We start from the raw sequence: 17279 nt of genomic DNA, 5'->3' as shown, positions 1-17279 counted from the left end.
CAAAATCCTTAACGAAACCTTCCCCGGGGCCCTGCCGACAATCTCAGACTCAGGCCTCCTGCTGGAGAATCTTACGCGCAGCGGCGGACTTGTAAAATGGTGCAAGCCGCCGACGAATCAGGGCCTCAACATAGCCCTCTTCACGCAACACGTCTATAACCGGAATTGCGTAGGCATCTATCTCCGCCATAACAACCTCACGGCTTACCCCCATATCGCCCAGCAGGTCTGTAAGCGGACGCTCGCCATACTTGTCGAACAGGTGGGAAACCACGGCCCGGGCACAGCTTTCAAAGTATCCGGTCTTGCGAAACTGCAGCCAGAACTCATAGCCCAGCACCACAAACTCCTGCAGCTGCACGTCTCCGAGACCCTCGTGCAGCTCGGCAATGGTGCGATCCTCCAGAGACACCCAGGCCGCCATCACACTGTCGCGCAGCTCCTCATCAGACAGGGCACTGTGCAGGAATTGCTCACTGCGGCTGATCAAACCGGGCAGGCTGTCAGACAACCAGGCTTTCAGTCGACGCTCAAAGGTTTCATCCAGCCCCGGCACCGCCCGGTTGGCCATCCGCTTGCCAAATTTCATCATCGAACCAACGCCCGGCACAGACTTGGTGATCAGGTTATCCTCGTACAGGTAGTTCACCAGGCCGTGGTACACGACATTGGACACCAGCTCCTGATAGACCGGGTGCGCCATGATCTCGCTGATCACCCGTTCACGTTGCTGCCGGAGCTCCAGAGCTTCCTCCAGAAAGCCCGTGGCCTGTTCGCGGGTGATGATCTCGCCCAGGGTGGTCTTTGACTGCACATCGGCATTGAGCACCTCGGTGGCCATCTCCGCGGCCAGTTCCGGAATGCCTGCATCCAGTTCCATGTCCATAACGATACGCTGGATAACGCCCATCACCTGCTCTTCCGAGGTTATCCGGCCAAGGGTTATCTCGCCGGCATAATGCCAGAGCTCATCGAGCTCCTGCTCCAGGAACTTCCGCAGCTTTGCGCCCTTTAGCGAAGCCAGCTCATGTTTCACATGCTGCTCAAGCAGTTGGTTGGCGAGATCCGTTTTGCCTTTGGTCATGGCGTCAGTTGTCCTGTTGAAGAAATGAAACACACAGGCCAGAGGCTAACACGAACGAAACGCTGGCAGGTTTGCCAAAACTACAGGTGGAGAGGCGCGGCCGGGCCAGTATGATTCAGTCACGCACCCTGAGAAGGAGTTACTGAAAATCGTTGAAGGTGTGGGGTTCCGCAGCAAGTGCGAGGCAAAGACTGCCGGGGCCAACGTAGATGCTGCTGGTAATCCCCATCTGGGAGAGCAGCAGTTCCACACCATTGCGTTCGCAAGCATCGCGCAGTCGGTTGAGCCCGGGTAAATCCTCGATCTCCGTCCAGGTAAGACCACAGGACAGGCTTACATAGGGTGTCAGAAGCCCGGCTTCGACACGGGCAGCGGCATAGTTCATCACCTTTTCCACGGCCACGTCGAAACTCCGGGTTTTGGCCGCAGGCTGGCCCTCGGCCCCCTGCCCGAAGATAACCGGCGTAATGTTCAGTGCTTTGCCCAGGAAGGCAACCAGCGCCGACACACTCTTGTCACCACGACGCCGTGCCCGTTCACGGATGTAGTGCAGATCCCTCGGAATGACGCAGGTGTAGATCTTGTCGCTGAAGGTTTCCACCTCATGGCGCAGGGCATTCTTGGACACATTCTGGCCGATCAGCTTGAGCGTGTGGGCTGCCAGCAGGCCCTGGCCGGCAAAGATCTGTTTACTGTCGATCACACGCATAAAGAACCGGCCATCACGACCGGCGGCCTCCCGCGCACCTTCGTAATTCGCCAGGACACTGTTCATAGCCTCGGTGGCATTCTGGAAAATCAGGCTTCGGGATTTCGTGACCGTCTCGCAGATAGCAACATCGAACTGGGTGACGATCTTCTCCATGAACAGGTCGTGTATCTGCTCTGCGGTGAAGGCGCGGGTTTCCGCCTGATGTCCTTTCTGCAACAGGCCGCTCTGATAGAACTCCTGGGTCCGAACCGGATCATGCTTGTCTATGTAGGTCTGGCCATCGATTACAGCGGTTACCGGCAGCACGAACAGGTCGTGCTTGCGGCTGAACTCATAGGGTAAGTCGCACGCAGAATCGACGATCAAACCAACTCGCATGGTGGGCCTCCAGCTCCGGGTAGCTTCTCGAACGGAAGCCCCCTTTATTGTCGTTATTCTTTGTGCCGCACAGTTTTACACACCGCGATCAGAATTTCAGCAACCCGGCCCTATCGTGCTGCCGATGTCATATCCAGCTCACGGAGATTCTGCTCGAGCAGCTCGCGGTTATCCTGCTGCCAGGGGTGAAAGCCTTTACGGAAATACGCCAGGAATTCCGGCAGACACTTGCGGAGCACTCCGGGCTTGCCCCAGAGAAAATTAAACCCACCAACCCAGGTGCGCAGGCTCCAGAGTTTGCCATCGGCCTTCAGCAGGCTACAGGTATTCAAAAAGGTGTACTTGAAGAAATTCCAGGTAACAAAGAGGAAGACGATCCGGCGAAGCCGTTCATTGCCGACACATTCCCGGTAAACATCAAAGGCGACGGATTTGTGTTCGGTTTCCTCAATCGCATGCCATCTCCAGAGCTTTGCCATGGTCGGCGTGGCGCCTTCCATCCACTCCGGGTGGCTCAGGATGGCATTGGCCAGGACGGCGGTGTAGTGCTCGGCGCCACAGGTACCTGCCAGTTGGCGGCTTCGTGGCAGTTTGCCCACCCACTCCATATGCTTGCGGAACCGTTGGTCCAGGGCATCAATATCGTAGCCCCGGGCCTTCAGGGCCTCGTTGTAATCCTTGTGCTCCCTGCTGTGCAGGGCTTCCTGGCCGATAAATCCGCGGATCTCCGCTTTAAGCTTTGGATCCTCGATCTTGTCCCGATAGAGCCTTACGGCATTGATGAACTGCTGCTCGCCATCGGGAAATTGCAGGGAAAGGGCGTTGAAGAACGCGGTCCGGAAAGCATCGTTGCCATGCCAGAGCGTTTTCAGATCCTCGCTGACATCGAACCTCAGATGTCTCGGCTCAACGGACACCCCCTCGGGCGTGGAGCTGATGGTCATGACTGCCTCCTGTTTTTGTAGTGTTGTTATCAGTATTGAACAGCGGACAAAATTTCATCAGTTCTGGCAGTTTAAACCCGGAAACCGCGCGGAAGGAATACTTCGGGAGGAAAAATTAGACAAATTGTCACGAAATGACATTCTGTCAACGCCCATCCTCAGGGAAACATTCAGGCATAAAAAAGGGAGGCACGAGGCCTCCCAAGGACACACAGGGGGTCAACGCCTTCCGGTGCAGAGCCGGAAGACGCAGGTTTAGTGCTCTTCCGCGGCTTTCACGCCCGGCGCTTCCGGGTCGGCGGTAAAGCCAAGCAATTTGGTACGTTCAATCAGGAAATAGAGGACGGCGCCGGTGGCCAGGCCCCAGCCAGCGCCATAGACGGCCAGAACAACGCCCATGGTGCCGGCAATGCCACGCTCGGTGTTATTCTCCAGCTGCTCCAGCCCTACCATCAGGCAGATATAGCCGGTCAGCAGCAGTGTCAGTGACAGGGCAATCGGCAGCACCGGTTGGAAGAAGCTCACCAGCGGCAGAACGAAAAGGGCAATAAAACCCGTAATCCAGAAAGTACCGCCGCCACTGTAGATGGAGTCCATGGCGTTACGACCGTACTTGTAGCGCTCGGCCATGGTGGCAGTGACAGCCGTCCAGATCGGGCCCGCCAGCCCCGGATAGGGTGCGAAGAACGCGTGGCCACCATTGCGGATAGCGGTTACCAGATGCACCCGGTCGATGCTGTTATCGATATCTTCGTCTTTGCGCAGATGATCAACGCGGTTCATCAATGACTGGCCGACCACGATATCGCCGAAGGCAATCACGTAGGCGATCACCGCCGTGGGAATGGCGTACAGGAAGACGTTGGCATCCGGGAATCCGACGGCGAACGGCAGGTAGTTCCACAGCTCGTCAAACGCGGGTTTGGTGATGCCCCACTCCACATTGGGCACCTCGTATTCGCCAGTGGCAAAGCCAACCAGGATCGCAACCACCATACCCGGCACCATGCCGTAGTTGGCAATCTTGCGGGCGATTGAATTGCTTTCCACAAAACCTTTGAACGATACCGAGAACATCAGGTAGAGGCACACCAGGCCACCGATGATCAGGGAGATCGGCGTGTTGGCGAGGCGGCCGCCTGCCTCAATCTCACCCATCAGGGCGGCGATACCGGCACCGATGATAATCCCGCCTTTCATGGAACGGGGAATCAGCTCCACCAGTTTGCTGCCCAGGCGGGTAATACCCAGAACCAGGAAGATAATGAACACCAGGAACTGCAGCGCGAACAGCGCCTGAATCGCCTCGGGGCCCGGCTCGTAGTCGCTCAGGAACAGCAGAACCACAGGAATCCCTGGCGTAATCCAGCCCGGCACCAGGGGAACACCCAGCAGTGCCGGCAGCATGAAACCGATACCACAGATCACCACGTAGGCCAGAGCCACGTCGTAGGGCACACCCAGGTATTTCTCAAGAAGGGGAATCATGGCCAGGCTGACCACGAACATGATCAGAGCCTGCACCATCTCCGCGAACTCCCAGCGGTAATGAACGAACGGCAGACGAACCTTGAAGGGACCGGCCGGCCAGAACGGCTGCTCTTCCCCGTTCTTTCGGTGAAACATTTGCATAAAAAGGTCTCCGGGCTCACGCGGCGCGTGTGCCTGACAGCGTTGTTTTTTCAGGTTTAATTCGGCTGCGCCGGGGCCGGCGCAGCCGATCGGGGAATCAGTCCAGTTCTTTGGCCTGGTCCCTCAGCACGAACTTCTGGATCTTACCCGTGGAGGTTTTGGGCAGCTCCGAGAAGACGATGGTCTTCGGTACCTTGAACCGGGCCAGATGCTCGCGGCAGAAGTTGATGATGTCTTCTTCGCTGACATCACCGGCTTCCGGCTTCAGAGTCACAAAGGCGCAGGGGGTTTCGCCCCACTTTTCGTCCGGCCGGGCAACCACAGCTGCCTCAAGCACAGCCGGGTGGCGGTAAAGGGTATCCTCAACCTCAATGGTGGAAATGTTCTCACCACCGGAGATGATGATGTCCTTCAGCCGGTCCTTGATCTCCATGTAGCCGTCTTCGTGCCATACAGCCAGGTCCCCGGTGTGGAACCAGCCACCCCGGAAGGCCTCTTCGGTGGCTTTGGGGTTCTTCAGATAGCCCTTCATCACCGTATTGCCGCGCAGGAAAATCTCACCGATGGTTTTGCCGTCTTTGGGCACTGGCTCCATGGTGTTCGGGTCGCCGACCATCGTGCCTGCCAGAGTGTGATAACGAACGCCCTGACGGGCCTTTTTCCGGGCACGATCATGCAGTGGCAGCGCATCCCACTCGGATTTCCAGGCACAAACGGTTACCGGGCCATAGACTTCGGTCAGACCGTAAACGTGAGTCACCTGGATGCCCATTTCCTCGATGGCACCAATGACCTGGGCGGGGGGTGCCGCGCCTGCTGTCATGGACTTCACGTCGTGATCAATGCCGGCCTTGGCGGATTCCGGCACGTTCAGCAATGCGTTAAGCACAATCGGGGCGCCACACATGTGGGTAACCTGATGATCCCGGATCAGCTGCAGAATCTTCTCGGGATCAACCCGGCGCAGGCAGACGTGAGTGCCGGCCATGGCGGTGATGGTCCAGGGGAAACACCAACCGTTGCAATGGAACATCGGCAAGGTCCACAGGTACACCGGGTGCATGTCCATGGACCAGACTGTCTGGTTGCCGATGGCATTGATGTAGGCGCCACGGTGATGATAGACCACACCTTTTGGATTGCCGGTAGTGCCGGAGGTGTAGTTCAGAGAGATCGCATCCCACTCGTTCTCCGGGAAGCTCCACTGGAATGTCGGATCCCCTTCCTGAAGGAACGCCTCGTAGTCCAGATCGCTGACCTGAACACCCTCGCCATACTCGGGATCGTCCACATCAATCACCAGCGGCTTGGTGTCCAGCCGGCTGACGGCGTCCCTGATCACCTCACCGAACTCCCGGTCGGCAATCACAACCTTGGCCTCACCGTGATCCAGCATGAAGGCGATGGCCTCAGCGTCCAGGCGAACGTTCAGGGTGTTCAGCACCGCGCCAATCATGGGCACCCCGAAATGGGCTTCCACCATCGCGGGAATATTCGGAAGCATGACGGCAACGGTATCACCGCGTCCGATGCCGCGCCCTTTGAGGGCTGATGCCAGACGGCGGCAACGTTCGTAGGTCTGCGCCCAGTTGTAACGGATGGCCCCGTGAATGACGGCGGGATACTCCGGGTAAACCGTGGCGGTACGTTCGATGAAATCAACGGGAGATTGGACGGCGTAGTTGGCGTCGACGGGCGCCAGGCCTTGATCAAATATCGAGGTCATTGCGTGGTCCTCTTGAGTACTGTTGTTCTTATGGCGTATTCAGGAATATCGCTAAACTAGCTATACTTCGGGCTGGTCAGAATAGTATTGGATAGCAAAAACACTAGAAACTATACCAACGTATTATAGTTATTTTACTATAAAGATAAGCCATGAACGATTTTTCCACTCCAAGTGTATTTAGTTTGCATGACGCCGACCCGCAACCCGGTTTGATCCTGGATGCGACAGGCAGCGTTCTGGAGGGCAACCTGGCCAGCCATCATCTTTGCCAGAACGCCAACCTGACCTCGCTGTTCCATCTGCTGCCGGTCAACGTTCAGGCGCTTGTGAAGTCGTCCCTGGAGCAGGAACGATCGATCGAGAATGTGGAAGCCAGAATTCCGGCAGACACCACCGAGCGTTTCCTGGTGTGGACGTTCGTCCCCGATATCGGGAGCTCGACGGTTCTGGCGCGGGCCAAAGACGCTACAGACGAAATCATCAACCGGGAAGAAGCGACCCGCTCCAACCGTCTTTACCGGCTGATTACCGAGAACACCACCGACCTCATTTCCCGCCATGCCCCGGACGGACGGTTTATCGATGCCACGCCCGCATCCTGGCGGCTGCTGGGCTACTGGCCGGAAGAACTGAGGGGTAAGCCCCTGGAAGAAATTTTCCGGGGCGATCAGGTGGTTCAGAAGCTGGCTGAAACCCGCAACCAGCTACGGGACGACGGCTACGCCACCATGACTCTGGAGATTATTCACCGGGACGGTTCCCGCCGCTGGTTCGAGATTGCCAGCAGGGCCATTCGGGAAACCTACACTGGCGCTGTGATTGAGGTCATCAGCGTATCCCGGGATATCACCGCCCGGGTAGAGTCCGAGGAGAACAACCGCAGGCTGGCCGACGAACTCGCCCACACCGCCAGGCTCGCCACTCTGGGGGAGCTTGCCTCAAGCATTGCCCACGAGATGAACCAGCCATTGGCCACCATCGTGAACTTTGCCAGCGCCAGCCAGCGCTATCTCAAAAGCGCCCGAACCAATCCCGAATGCCTCGATCGAGTGGACGACGGCCTCCAGAAGATTGTTCACCACGCCAACCGGGCCTCGGAGGTCATCAAACGTTTGCGAGCCTTCCTGCGCAAGGGCCAGAAGCGGACCGCACCAATCGCACTGAACGAAGTCGTCAGCAATGTCGCCCGTCTTTGCCAATGGGAGGCCGAGAAAAACAAGGTGCAGATCCGAGAGAATCTGGCCTGTTGTGCGCCCGTCATCACCGCCGACCCGGTGCTGCTGGAACAGGTGCTGATCAATCTGATCCGCAACGGTATCGAAGCCACTGTTGAGGCTCGCGGTGAGGATAACCCCGGCCCACACTCGCAGATCGCCATAACGACCTGCATTAACGATCAGAACGAAACCCTGATTGAGGTCATCGACGAAGGCCCGGGGCTCGACGCGCAGGGCATTCGCCAGATGTTCCAGCCGTTCTATACCAGCAAGCCCCAGGGGCTTGGCCTGGGGCTCTCGATGAGCCGTTCGATTATCGAAGGCTTTGGAGGCTTCCTGGACGCCAGGCCGGCAGCAACGGGCGGACTCTCCCTGATCTGCCGCTTCCCGGCCAGCCCGGGCCACAAGAACAGAACCCCGAACACGGAGATGCAGCCAGATGAGTGATCAAGCGACACCGGAAGCCACCACCGTCTATGTGGTTGACGACGACGCCGGCATGCTGGAATCCACCCAGTGGTTGCTGGAATCGGTCGGCTTGAACGTGGAAGCCTACAGCGACGGCCGGAAATTCCTGGATGCGGTTGGCAACAAGAAAGCGGGCTGCGTGGTTCTGGATGTGCGGATGCCCGGGCTGGGCGGCCTGAACGTTCAGGAGGAGCTTCAGAAGCGGGGGCTGGACCTGCCGATCATCTTTGTCTCCGGGCACGCCGACGTTCCCATTGTGGTGAGGGCGTTCAAGTCCGGGGCCTTCGATTTCATCGAGAAGCCGTTCAATGAACAACTGCTCCTGGACAGCGTCCAACAGGCGCTGCAGGAACATCAGCAGTCCGCTCCACAGTTGCAGGGTGATGAGGCAACCGAAGCCCTGCTGGCCACCCTCACCCGCCGTGAACGGGACGTGTTCCTGCCACTGGCCCAGGGCTACACGAGCCGGGAAATCGCAGAACAGCTGGATGTCAGTGTCAAGACGATTGATCTCTACCGGGCACGAGTCATGAAACGCCTGGGCGCCGATCGCTTGCCGGATGTGACCGGCACCGCCATTGCCGCCGGCCTTCTCGATCCGCTGGACATGCGTGGCGAGAAAACCTGAACGGCACTAACGCGCCTCAGACTGGACGTCGTGCGCCAGCACACCCAGCCTGGCCACGGCATGCTCGATGCGCTCACTCCAGGGGTTGGCGCTGTTCAGTCTCAGGCAATTGTCGTATTTGTCGGCGGTTGAGAACATCAGCCCCGGCGCCACGTTGATATCCTCCGCCCTGGCCCTGTGGTAAACCTCGGTGCCGGAAACGCCGTCGGGCAACTGGACCCATAGCACAAACCCACCCTGGGGACGGCTCACTGCCGTACCTTCCGGGAAGGCCCTGGCCACAGCAGTCCGCATCCGTTCGGTGGCTTCGCGATAGTGCTGCCGGGCTGAACGGAGGTAGCGATCATAGCCGCCCTGCTCCAGAAAATGCGCTACCGCCATCTGTGGAATCGATGACGTGGCCAGATTAACGAAATACTTGTGCTGCCTGGCGCTGGCCATATGCCGCCCCGGCACCATCCAGCCCAGCCGGAGGCCCGGTGAAATAGTCTTTGAAAACGAACTGCAATAAATCACATTGTCCGCCCGATCAAAGGCCTTGGCCGGTTTCGGCCGGTCCCCGGTGTGATGAAGGTCGCCGTAGATGTCGTCCTCGATCAGCGGAACAGCCGCTGCCGCCAGCATCGAGACCAGCTGCTTCTTGCGCTCGTCGGACATTTGCGCGCCCATGGGGTTGCTGTGATTGGTCACGACCACACAGGCTTTCAGGGGCCACTGTTCCAGGGCCAGTTGCAGGCCTTCAAGGCTCAGACCCTCGGAAGGATGCGTTGGAATTTCAATGACCTTCAGCCCGACCACTTCCAGAGCCTGAAGAATGCCCGGGAAAGACGGCGATTCTACGGCCACAATATCTCCGGGCTGGGTTACCGCTCTCAGCGCCAGTATGATCGCCTCCTGGGCGCCATTGGTGGCAAGTACGTCGTCTGGCGTCACCGGCACACCGAGGGTGGCCATCCGCTGGGCGATCTGCCGGCGGAACGATTCCTTGCCGGGAAAGGCATAGTCCAGGGTTTCCAGACCCCGGCGTGCCGCCCAGAGCGTGCTGTGCTGGATCTGGCGGAGCGGCAGGTAATCCGGGTGGGGGATCGCCGTGGCCAGCGGTACCATGCGCTTCTGTTCGTCCGCGCACAGGTCCAGGGCCATCTCCCTGGCACTGACTGGAACCGGACGGCTTCGGTGCCGGCGCATAACAGGCTCGGGGGCGTCCACAGTGGGCAGCCGTACGAAGTAGCCGCTACGTTCACGGGCCTGCAGAAAACCCCGCGCCTCCAGCGTCTGGTGTGCCTGGAGGATGGTCGAGATGCTAACCCCGAACTGCCGGCTCAACTGTCGCACGCCCGGTAGCCGTTCGCCGTCCCGGTACACGCCTTCATGAATCAGCCCCTGAAGCTGATCCGCGACCTGGTTGTAGAGAATGCCCATTGCCCGCCCTCGCCTGCGAAGCTTCATCGTGATAATGATCTATTGCACCAGAACCCGAGCTGTTCGGTGCAGTACAGATTGCTTCCGATATGACCAATACAGATCTCACCAAATGCATTCTGTACCGGTTCAAAACCAGATTATCTGAATCTGTTATGGCAGTCAGATCTTTTCCTACAATAGGCTCGAAATCAGATGATATTTCCAAACAGGCCAGCGCTTTAAAATAGGAGAAGAGACCGTGACTTTACCCATCTATCAGGTTGATGCGTTCACCAGCGAGGTGTTCGGTGGCAACCCGGCCGCGGTCATGCCGCTGGACCAGTGGCTGCCAGATAACCTCATGCTCTCGCTTGCCGCGGAGAACAACCTCTCCGAAACAGCCTTTTTCGTGCCTCTTCCGGCCGGCGAGGACGCGGATTTCCATATCCGCTGGTTTACTCCGGGCACAGAGGTACCACTGTGCGGCCATGCCACCCTGGCCAGCGCCTGGATCATCTTCAACAAACTCGGCTGGGACAGAGAGCAAATCCGTTTACGTTCCAAAAGCGGCCCACTCTCCGTCCGGCAATCCGACGACGGCTGGCTGGTACTCGATTTCCCGAATCTGGCCTACGAGAAACAGCCCACGCCGGCCCTGATTCGGGAAGCTCTGGAAAGCGCGCCTGATACAGCGTTTTTTGTTCCAAACGACACCAATTACATGGTGGTCCTGAAGGACGAAGACGCTGTGCGGTCTGCGCAACCGGATCTGCGCAAATTAAAGCAACTGGGCAACCAGGGGCTGATCATCACCGCACCTGGCAACAACTGCGATTTTGTCAGCCGCTATTTCGCGCCTGGCGCCGGCATTGATGAGGACCCGGTTACCGGTTCCATTCACAGCGTGCTGGTGCCTTACTGGTCCGAACAACTGGGCAAAACCGAGCTTGAGGCTCGGCAGATTTCTGCCCGGGGCGGTGTACTTCGCTGCGAGTCAAAGGGGGATCGCGTCGACATTGCCGGCCAGGCAGCCTTCTTTATGGAAGGCGCCATTCATTTGTGAGGCACACTTGCAGAGTGCAAATGAAAAAACCGACATGGTCGCCGGTGATAGCTCTGACGGTCAGTTTCGTAAACTTATCCTCAATTCTTAATCAGAGGCGAAGTGATGACAGCGACCAAAGCATTTGCAGCACAGTCACCAACGTCCGGCATGGCACCTCATACCATAGACCGCCGGGATCCACGTCCCGATGACGTTGCGATCGAGATCGACTACTGCGGGGTCTGCCATACCGACATTCATTTTGCACAAAACGACTGGGGGATCACCGAGTATCCGGTTGTCCCCGGCCACGAAATTGTGGGGCGGGTCACGGCCGTTGGCCCCGAGGTCAAAAGCTTTAACGTAGGCGATGTCGTCGGCGTCGGGTGCATGGTGGATTCCTGCCGTACCTGCTCAGCTTGTGAAGCAGGTTTGGAGCAGTACTGCAGCGAAGGCATGACTTCCACCTACAACGGCCAGGACCGCCACGATCACTCCATCACCTTTGGCGGCTATTCCGAGCGTATCACCGTCAGCGAACGGTTTGTCGTTCGCATTCCGGAAAAGCTGGATATCAAGGCCGCTGCGCCTCTGCTTTGCGCCGGCATCACCACCTACTCGCCGCTGCGCCATTATGGCGTCAAAGCGGGCCATAAGGTCGGTGTCATCGGCATGGGCGGTCTCGGTCACATGGGTGTTAAATTCGCCCGGGCACTTGGCGCGGAGGTGACCATTTTCACCCGCTCCGAGAGCAAGGTTCCGGAAGCGAAAAAGCAGGGTGCCGATCATGTAGTGATCTCCACCGATGAAGATCAGATGGCCGCAGCCGCTGAAAACTTTGATTTCATGCTGGACACGGTTCCAGTCCAGCACGATCTGAACCCTTACCTCAACTGCCTGAAGCACGATGGCACTCACATACTGGTTGGCCTGCTGGAGCCGGTAGAGCCACCGGTAGAGGCTGGCGCCCTGGTATTCAAGCGCCGAGTTCTGGCCGGGTCGCTGATCGGTGGCATGCCGGAAACCCAGGAAGTTCTGGATTTCTGCGCAGAGCACGACGTCAGCTGCGACGTCGAGATGCTCGACATAAACAACCTCAATGAGGCCTACGAGCGCATGAAAAAAGGCGATGTGAAGTATCGCTTCGTGATCGATATGCAAACCCTGAAAAACGGGTAACTGCACAGGAGACCGGGCCTCACGGGCCCGGTCTCCGACTCCTTCTCATCCCGCCACTTCATACGTGGTTACCCCGGCACCACAGACGCCAGCCCCCCATATCCGTATAATTCGCCCACTCAATGTTCGTACCCGGTTTGTGGTTACCCCATGCCTTCACACTACGATGTCATTATTATCGGCGCTGGCGCAGCAGGCCTGATGTGCGCGGCCACTGCTGGCTATCGCGGCCGCAGCGTGCTGGTGTTGGACCACGCCAATAAACCCGGCAAGAAAATCCTGATGTCCGGCGGCGGGCGCTGCAATTTCACAAACCTGAACAGTACGCCGGCCAACCTCCTTTCGGATAACCCGCACTACTGCATTTCTGCGTTAAAGCGCTATACCCCCCAGGACTTTCTGGAACTGGTGGATCGCCACGGCATAGAGCATGAGGAAAAAGCCCCGGGTCAGTTGTTCTGCAAGGACAGCGCCAAGGACATCCTCAATATGCTGCTAACCGAATGTGAGTGGGCGGGCGCGAACGTGAGAATGAAGACAGCGGTCGACCGCATCACCGAAACCGACAGCGGCTACCGCTTGCGCGTCGGCTCCGGTGACCTCACCTGTGAATCCCTGGTGATCGCCACCGGAGGCCTGTCGATTCCTACCATGGGCGCCACAGCGTTTGGCTACCGGGTAGCCGAGCAGTTCGGCCTGGAAATCCTTCCTACCCGCGCTGGACTTGTGCCCTTTACCCTGCAGCCGGAATTGAAAGAACAGCTCGCACCATTGTCCGGTGTCAGCTGCCCTGTCGATGTCCAATGCCACGACCAGCACTTCCGGGAACCCATGCTGGTCACCCATCGCGGGCTCAGCGGCCCGGCCATGCTCCAGATTTCCAGTTTCTGGGAGCCGGGCGACAGCCTGGCCATCAACCTGCTGCCGGCCTGTCAGATCAAGGACGACCTTTTGAATCTGCGGAAAACCCGGCCACAATCCACCGTTGGGCACTACCTGGCCCAGCACCTGCCAAAACGGTTTGCCCAGGCCTTTAACGAACTACACGGCTGGACCGGCCCGTTGCAGGGCTACAAGAACAGCGATATTGAACAGGTTGCCGACGTTCTGGGCCAATGGTCGATCAAGCCGGCTGGAACCGAAGGCTACCGAACGGCAGAGGTTACCCTTGGTGGCGTCGATACGCGCCAGCTGTCATCCAAGACCATGGCGGTGCTGGAACGTCCAAACCTGTATTTTATCGGTGAGGTAGTCGATGTCACCGGACACCTCGGTGGGCACAACTTCCAGTGGGCCTGGGCATCCGGTGTGGCGGCCGGCAGCAGCGCCTGAACGTTCATCCGACTCCACAATCCGGCCGTAGAACTGGTAACCTGAGTCCATGTATTGGCCTTACCGGAGAACACGACAGACAGGGGGAACGGATGCTCCAGAATACCAATAACACCACCAGCAACGCCCTTGTCGTCGAAGGCGGCGCCATGCGCGGCATCTTCGCCGCGGGTGTACTTGATGCCTTTCTCGAAAAGCGGTACCAGCCTTTCACCGAAGCCTGGGGCGTCTCCGCCGGTTCAACCAACCTGATTGGTTACCTCTGCGGCCATCACGGCCGGAATCACAGGGTGATTACAGACCACGCCTGTCGGCCGGAGTTTATAAACTGGGGGCGATTCTTCCAGGGCGGGCATTTGTGCGATGTTAACTGGCTCTGGCACCAGTCCTACCAGGAGGTGCCACTTGATCTGGCCCATTACCTGTCTGGCAGCACCAAACTCTGGGTAGCAACCACATCGGTCATGACGGGCGAGGCCCGGTATTTTTGCGTCGACGATCACAACATCCACGATGTGCTCACGGCCTCATGCTCCATTCCCCTGGCCTACCGTGACTATCCGAGCGTCGACAACGAGCCCATGAGTGATGGCGGAATCGCTGATTCCATTCCGGTTGTAGAGGCCTACCGCCGGGGTGCGCGGGACATCACCGTCGTGCTATCCCGGCCGCTGGGCTATGAGAAAAAGCCGTTGGCGTTTCCGGCGCTCACCAGGCGTATGTTTCGGGAGCAACCGGGACTTGCCGAGGCACTGATCCATCGGGGCGAACGATACAACGAGACGCTGTCGTTCATTCAAAATCCGCCAGACGACTGCCGGCTTCGGATCATTGCGCCACCGGAAGATTTTCCGGTAAGCCGTTTGACGACCGATCTCAACAAACTGGATCTGGGGTATCAGCAAGGCCACCGCGCCGCGATGGCCTATCTTGCGGAATTGGCCCAGGAAGTGGCCTAGCGAAGGACGACCAGGGGCTTTCTGGCGGTTTCCAGCATCCTGGTGGTTGTACTGCCCACCAGGAACTGACGGATGCGAGAGTGCCCGTAGGCGCCCATCACCAGAATGTCGATATCATGTTCTTCCTGGTAAGCGTGCAATGTGGGTTCCACATCACCGGCGCGGATCGCCAGAGTGATCTCGGATTCCAGCCCTGCCAGCATTTTCTCGGCTTTTTTGAGCTGCTCCCAACGGTCATTGGTATCCGCTCCAACCATCACCAGATGCAATGGCATGCCTTTGAGAACCGGGCTGCCGGCCAGCAATTCCACACCCTTGAAAGCCGTGGCACTGCCGTCGAATGCCAGCATGGCACTGCGAGGCTGGGTGTACTCATCCGGCACCAGGAGAATCGGGCGATGCATGCTGCGAATCACCGTCTCCAGCTGGCTGCCAATGTGAGTGTCACGCTCCGAGCTGCTCTCACCGTGCAGCCCCATGACCAGCAGCCGGGTCTGATTCTCCAGCGCCAGCAGGGACTCGGTCAGGTCCCCATGTCGCTGCCTCTGCACCACGTCTGAGATGCCAGCTTCGCCAACCCGCTTTTGGGCTTCATCCAGCATGTGATGCCCGTGTTCGAGGGCCAGTTTGGCGCGTTTTCGATCCAGTTCTGCGAGATCCTCCAACAGCTGTTCACGACTGCCAAGGCCGATGCTTCCGGCCAGATCCGGCTCTGCCGGATAACGCTCTTCATCAAGCACGTGCAACAGCATCATGGGGGTTTCCATGTGCTTGCTGGCCCAGCTGGCGTAATCGCAAACTGCGGGAGCGGCCTGGGAGCCATCAATACAGGCAACTAATCGTAACATCTCAACCTCGCCTTCATGATCCTTGTGATTTTTATTCTGACTGCGATCGCTGTTGGATTCCCTGGTCTGTGTCATGTCAGTGCCCCATCAGCTGATCGACAGCGTCCGGCTTGTCGTGCACGCCGAAGCGGTCAACGATCGTGGCACTGGCTTCATTCAGACCGATCACCTCAACCTCCGAGCCTTCACGGCGGAACTTGATCACGGCCTTGTCCAGGGCACCCACTGCGGTGATATCCCAGAAATGCGCGCGACTCAGGTCGATCACCACATTATCGACTGCTTCCTTGAAATCAAAGGATTCCATGAATTTTTCCGAGGAGCTGAAGAACACCTGACCCACAACGCGGTAGGTGCGGGTGTCGGTGGTTTCATCCAGCTCGGAGGTCACCAGCATGTAGTGGCCCACCTTGTTGGCAAAGAACAACGCCGCCAGCAGCACGCCGGCCAGAACACCGAAGGCCAGGTTATGGGTGGCAACGACGACAATAACGGTTACCAGCATCACGATGTTGGTGGAAAGCGGATGCTCACGCAGATTGCGAATCGAATCCCAGGAGAAGGTACCAATCGACACCATAATCATCACCGCTACGAGGGCCGCCATGGGGATCTGGACCAACACGCTGTCCAATAGCAGCACCATAACCAGCAGGAAAAGACCGGCCGTGAGGGTGGAAAGCCGGGTCCGGCCGCCGGATTTCACGTTGATAATGGACTGGCCGATCATGGCACAGCCGGCCATACCACCGATCAGGCCGGAGCCGATGTTGGCAATGCCCTGACCCTTGCATTCACGGTTACGGTCACTGGTAGTGTCCGTCAGGTCGTCCACGATGGTGGCCGTCATCATGGATTCCAACAGCCCCACAATGGCCAGCGGAATCGAGTACGGCAGGATGATCATCAGGGTTTCCAGGTTCAGAGGCACGTCCGGCCACAGGAATACCGGCAGGGTATCCGGCAGATCGCCCATGTCCCCAACCGTCCGGATGTCCATTCCGGTAACCACGGCAACGGCTGTCAGAACGACGATGCACACCAGGGGCGAAGGCAGAACCTTGCCCACAACGGGTAGCAGGGGAAACAGATAGATAATTCCCAGACCCGCGGCTGTCATTGCGTAAACGTGCCAGGTGACGTTGGTCAGCTCGGGCAACTGTGCCATAAAGATGAGAATGGCCAGGGCGTTCACGAAACCGGTCACCACCGAGCGAGAGACGAAGCGCATCAGGCTGCCAAGCTTCAGATAACCGGCAATCAGCTGCAGCACGCCTGTCATCAGGGTTGCGGCCAGCAGGTACTGCAGGCCATGCTCTTTCACCAGCGTCACCATCAACACCGCCATGGCTGCGGTTGCGGCAGAAATCATCCCGGGGCGCCCGCCCACGAAAGCGATGATCACGGCAATACAGAAGGAGGCATACAGCCCCACCTTGGGATCGACTCCGGCTATGATGGAGAAGGCAATGGCCTCGGGAATCAGTGCCAGCGCCACAACGATACCGGCGAGCACATCGCCACGAATGTTCGAAAGCCAGTTGGCTTTAAGGGAATTCACCATGATTTCGGGGTTCCAGCTTGCTACGAATTCAAAGGTCGCGAAGCTTATCAGCCCCCTTACAGGAAAGTAAGGTCGCTAGCGGTAAGTTCTTAGACGTCTAACGACCGGCGCCCTCTACTGCTATTATCAGAACATCATTGATTTACAGGAGCTTGC

Annotated in this window: 14 protein-coding genes; 6 read left to right on the top strand and 8 right to left on the bottom strand. The window is 58.2% G+C overall.

Annotated elements, in window-relative coordinates:
• Nucleotides 1–49: 49 nt before the first annotated feature.
• The 5 genes from HP15_RS05200 to HP15_RS05175 form a co-directional block, all read right to left on the bottom strand.
• Entirely contained in the window at nt 50–1084 is a 1035-nt protein-coding gene (locus HP15_RS05200) for a hypothetical protein (protein ID WP_041645094.1), read from the bottom strand.
• A 139-nt stretch (nt 1085–1223) separates the two neighbouring features.
• The gene (locus HP15_RS05195; protein ID WP_014576517.1) at nt 1224–2174 is read right to left on the bottom strand and encodes a DegV family protein; all 951 of its coding nucleotides are present in this window, start codon (nt 2172–2174) and stop codon (nt 1224–1226) included.
• 110 nt (nt 2175–2284) lie between these two features.
• Entirely contained in the window at nt 2285–3118 is an 834-nt protein-coding gene (locus HP15_RS05190) for a metal-dependent hydrolase (protein ID WP_014576516.1), read from the bottom strand.
• Nucleotides 3119–3373: 255 nt separating this feature from the next.
• Nucleotides 3374–4750: a solute carrier family 23 protein gene (locus HP15_RS05180; RefSeq protein WP_041645090.1), complete on the bottom strand. Its 1377-nt coding sequence runs from the start codon at nt 4748–4750 to the stop codon at nt 3374–3376.
• 97 nt (nt 4751–4847) lie between these two features.
• The gene (locus HP15_RS05175; RefSeq protein ID WP_014576514.1) at nt 4848–6476 is read right to left on the bottom strand and encodes an acyl-CoA synthetase; all 1629 of its coding nucleotides are present in this window, start codon (nt 6474–6476) and stop codon (nt 4848–4850) included.
• A 152-nt stretch (nt 6477–6628) separates the two neighbouring features.
• Between HP15_RS05175 and HP15_RS05170 the strand changes: the two genes are divergently transcribed.
• Together HP15_RS05170 and HP15_RS05165 are read left to right on the top strand one after the other, a co-directional pair.
• Nucleotides 6629–8143: a PAS domain-containing sensor histidine kinase gene (locus tag HP15_RS05170; protein WP_014576513.1), complete on the top strand. Its 1515-nt coding sequence runs from the start codon at nt 6629–6631 to the stop codon at nt 8141–8143.
• Complete coding sequence (locus tag HP15_RS05165; RefSeq protein ID WP_014576512.1) at nt 8136–8792, top strand: response regulator transcription factor; 657 nt, start codon at nt 8136–8138, stop codon at nt 8790–8792. The genes HP15_RS05170 and HP15_RS05165 overlap by 8 nt, the downstream gene beginning before the upstream one ends.
• 6 nt (nt 8793–8798) lie before the next feature.
• On the opposite strand, the gene HP15_RS05160 is transcribed toward HP15_RS05165, so the two are convergent.
• Nucleotides 8799–10214, bottom strand: a complete 1416-nt coding sequence (locus HP15_RS05160) for an aminotransferase-like domain-containing protein (protein ID WP_041645088.1) — start codon at nt 10212–10214, stop codon at nt 8799–8801.
• Between the two features lie 241 nt (nt 10215–10455).
• On the opposite strand from HP15_RS05160, the gene HP15_RS05155 reads away from it, so the two are divergent.
• The 4 genes from HP15_RS05155 (at nt 10456) to HP15_RS05140 (ending at nt 14711) form a co-directional block, all read left to right on the top strand.
• Nucleotides 10456–11259: a PhzF family phenazine biosynthesis protein gene (locus tag HP15_RS05155; protein ID WP_014576510.1), complete on the top strand. Its 804-nt coding sequence runs from the start codon at nt 10456–10458 to the stop codon at nt 11257–11259.
• A 105-nt stretch (nt 11260–11364) separates the two neighbouring features.
• Nucleotides 11365–12420 (top strand): NAD(P)-dependent alcohol dehydrogenase, encoded by a 1056-nt coding sequence (locus HP15_RS05150; RefSeq protein WP_041645086.1) that lies wholly within the window; start codon nt 11365–11367, stop codon nt 12418–12420.
• Between the two features lie 150 nt (nt 12421–12570).
• A complete protein-coding gene (locus HP15_RS05145) occupies nt 12571–13752 on the top strand; it encodes a BaiN/RdsA family NAD(P)/FAD-dependent oxidoreductase (RefSeq protein WP_014576508.1) in 1182 nt (393 codons plus the stop codon).
• Nucleotides 13753–13844: 92 nt separating this feature from the next.
• On the top strand, nt 13845–14711 hold the full coding sequence (locus HP15_RS05140; protein WP_014576507.1) for a patatin-like phospholipase family protein: 867 nt from the start codon (nt 13845–13847) through the stop codon (nt 14709–14711).
• On the opposite strand, the gene HP15_RS05135 is transcribed toward HP15_RS05140, so the two are convergent.
• Together HP15_RS05135 and HP15_RS05130 are read right to left on the bottom strand one after the other, a co-directional pair.
• Nucleotides 14708–15634, bottom strand: a complete 927-nt coding sequence (locus tag HP15_RS05135; protein ID WP_014576506.1) for a universal stress protein — start codon at nt 15632–15634, stop codon at nt 14708–14710. The genes HP15_RS05140 and HP15_RS05135 overlap by 4 nt on opposite strands.
• Nucleotide 15635: 1 nt before the next feature.
• Nucleotides 15636–17123, bottom strand: a complete 1488-nt coding sequence (locus HP15_RS05130) for a SulP family inorganic anion transporter (RefSeq protein WP_008170564.1) — start codon at nt 17121–17123, stop codon at nt 15636–15638.
• Nucleotides 17124–17279 lie beyond the last annotated feature (156 nt).

The organism is Marinobacter adhaerens HP15 (genome assembly GCF_000166295.1).
Taxonomy (GTDB): Bacteria; Pseudomonadota; Gammaproteobacteria; order Pseudomonadales; family Oleiphilaceae; genus Marinobacter; species Marinobacter adhaerens.
This window is presented reverse-complemented; position numbering and strand designations above follow the sequence as displayed.

What these genes read in the sequence shown, in the direction of transcription:
- HP15_RS05200 (WP_041645094.1), bottom strand. Translation starts at nt 1,084, where the DNA reads ATGACCAAAGGCAAAACGGATCTCGCCAACCAACTGCTTGAGCAGCAT.
- HP15_RS05195 (WP_014576517.1), bottom strand. Translation starts at nt 2,174, where the DNA reads ATGCGAGTTGGTTTGATCGTCGATTCTGCGTGCGACTTACCCTATGAG.
- HP15_RS05190 (WP_014576516.1), bottom strand. Translation starts at nt 3,118, where the DNA reads ATGACCATCAGCTCCACGCCCGAGGGGGTGTCCGTTGAGCCGAGACAT.
- HP15_RS05180 (WP_041645090.1), bottom strand. Translation starts at nt 4,750, where the DNA reads ATGCAAATGTTTCACCGAAAGAACGGGGAAGAGCAGCCGTTCTGGCCG.
- HP15_RS05175 (WP_014576514.1), bottom strand. Translation starts at nt 6,476, where the DNA reads ATGACCTCGATATTTGATCAAGGCCTGGCGCCCGTCGACGCCAACTAC.
- HP15_RS05170 (WP_014576513.1), top strand. Translation starts at nt 6,629, where the DNA reads ATGAACGATTTTTCCACTCCAAGTGTATTTAGTTTGCATGACGCCGAC.
- HP15_RS05165 (WP_014576512.1), top strand. Translation starts at nt 8,136, where the DNA reads ATGAGTGATCAAGCGACACCGGAAGCCACCACCGTCTATGTGGTTGAC.
- HP15_RS05160 (WP_041645088.1), bottom strand. Translation starts at nt 10,214, where the DNA reads ATGGGCATTCTCTACAACCAGGTCGCGGATCAGCTTCAGGGGCTGATT.
- HP15_RS05150 (WP_041645086.1), top strand. Translation starts at nt 11,365, where the DNA reads ATGACAGCGACCAAAGCATTTGCAGCACAGTCACCAACGTCCGGCATG.
- HP15_RS05145 (WP_014576508.1), top strand. Translation starts at nt 12,571, where the DNA reads ATGCCTTCACACTACGATGTCATTATTATCGGCGCTGGCGCAGCAGGC.
- HP15_RS05140 (WP_014576507.1), top strand. Translation starts at nt 13,845, where the DNA reads ATGCTCCAGAATACCAATAACACCACCAGCAACGCCCTTGTCGTCGAA.
- HP15_RS05135 (WP_014576506.1), bottom strand. Translation starts at nt 15,634, where the DNA reads ATGACACAGACCAGGGAATCCAACAGCGATCGCAGTCAGAATAAAAAT.
- HP15_RS05130 (WP_008170564.1), bottom strand. Translation starts at nt 17,123, where the DNA reads ATGGTGAATTCCCTTAAAGCCAACTGGCTTTCGAACATTCGTGGCGAT.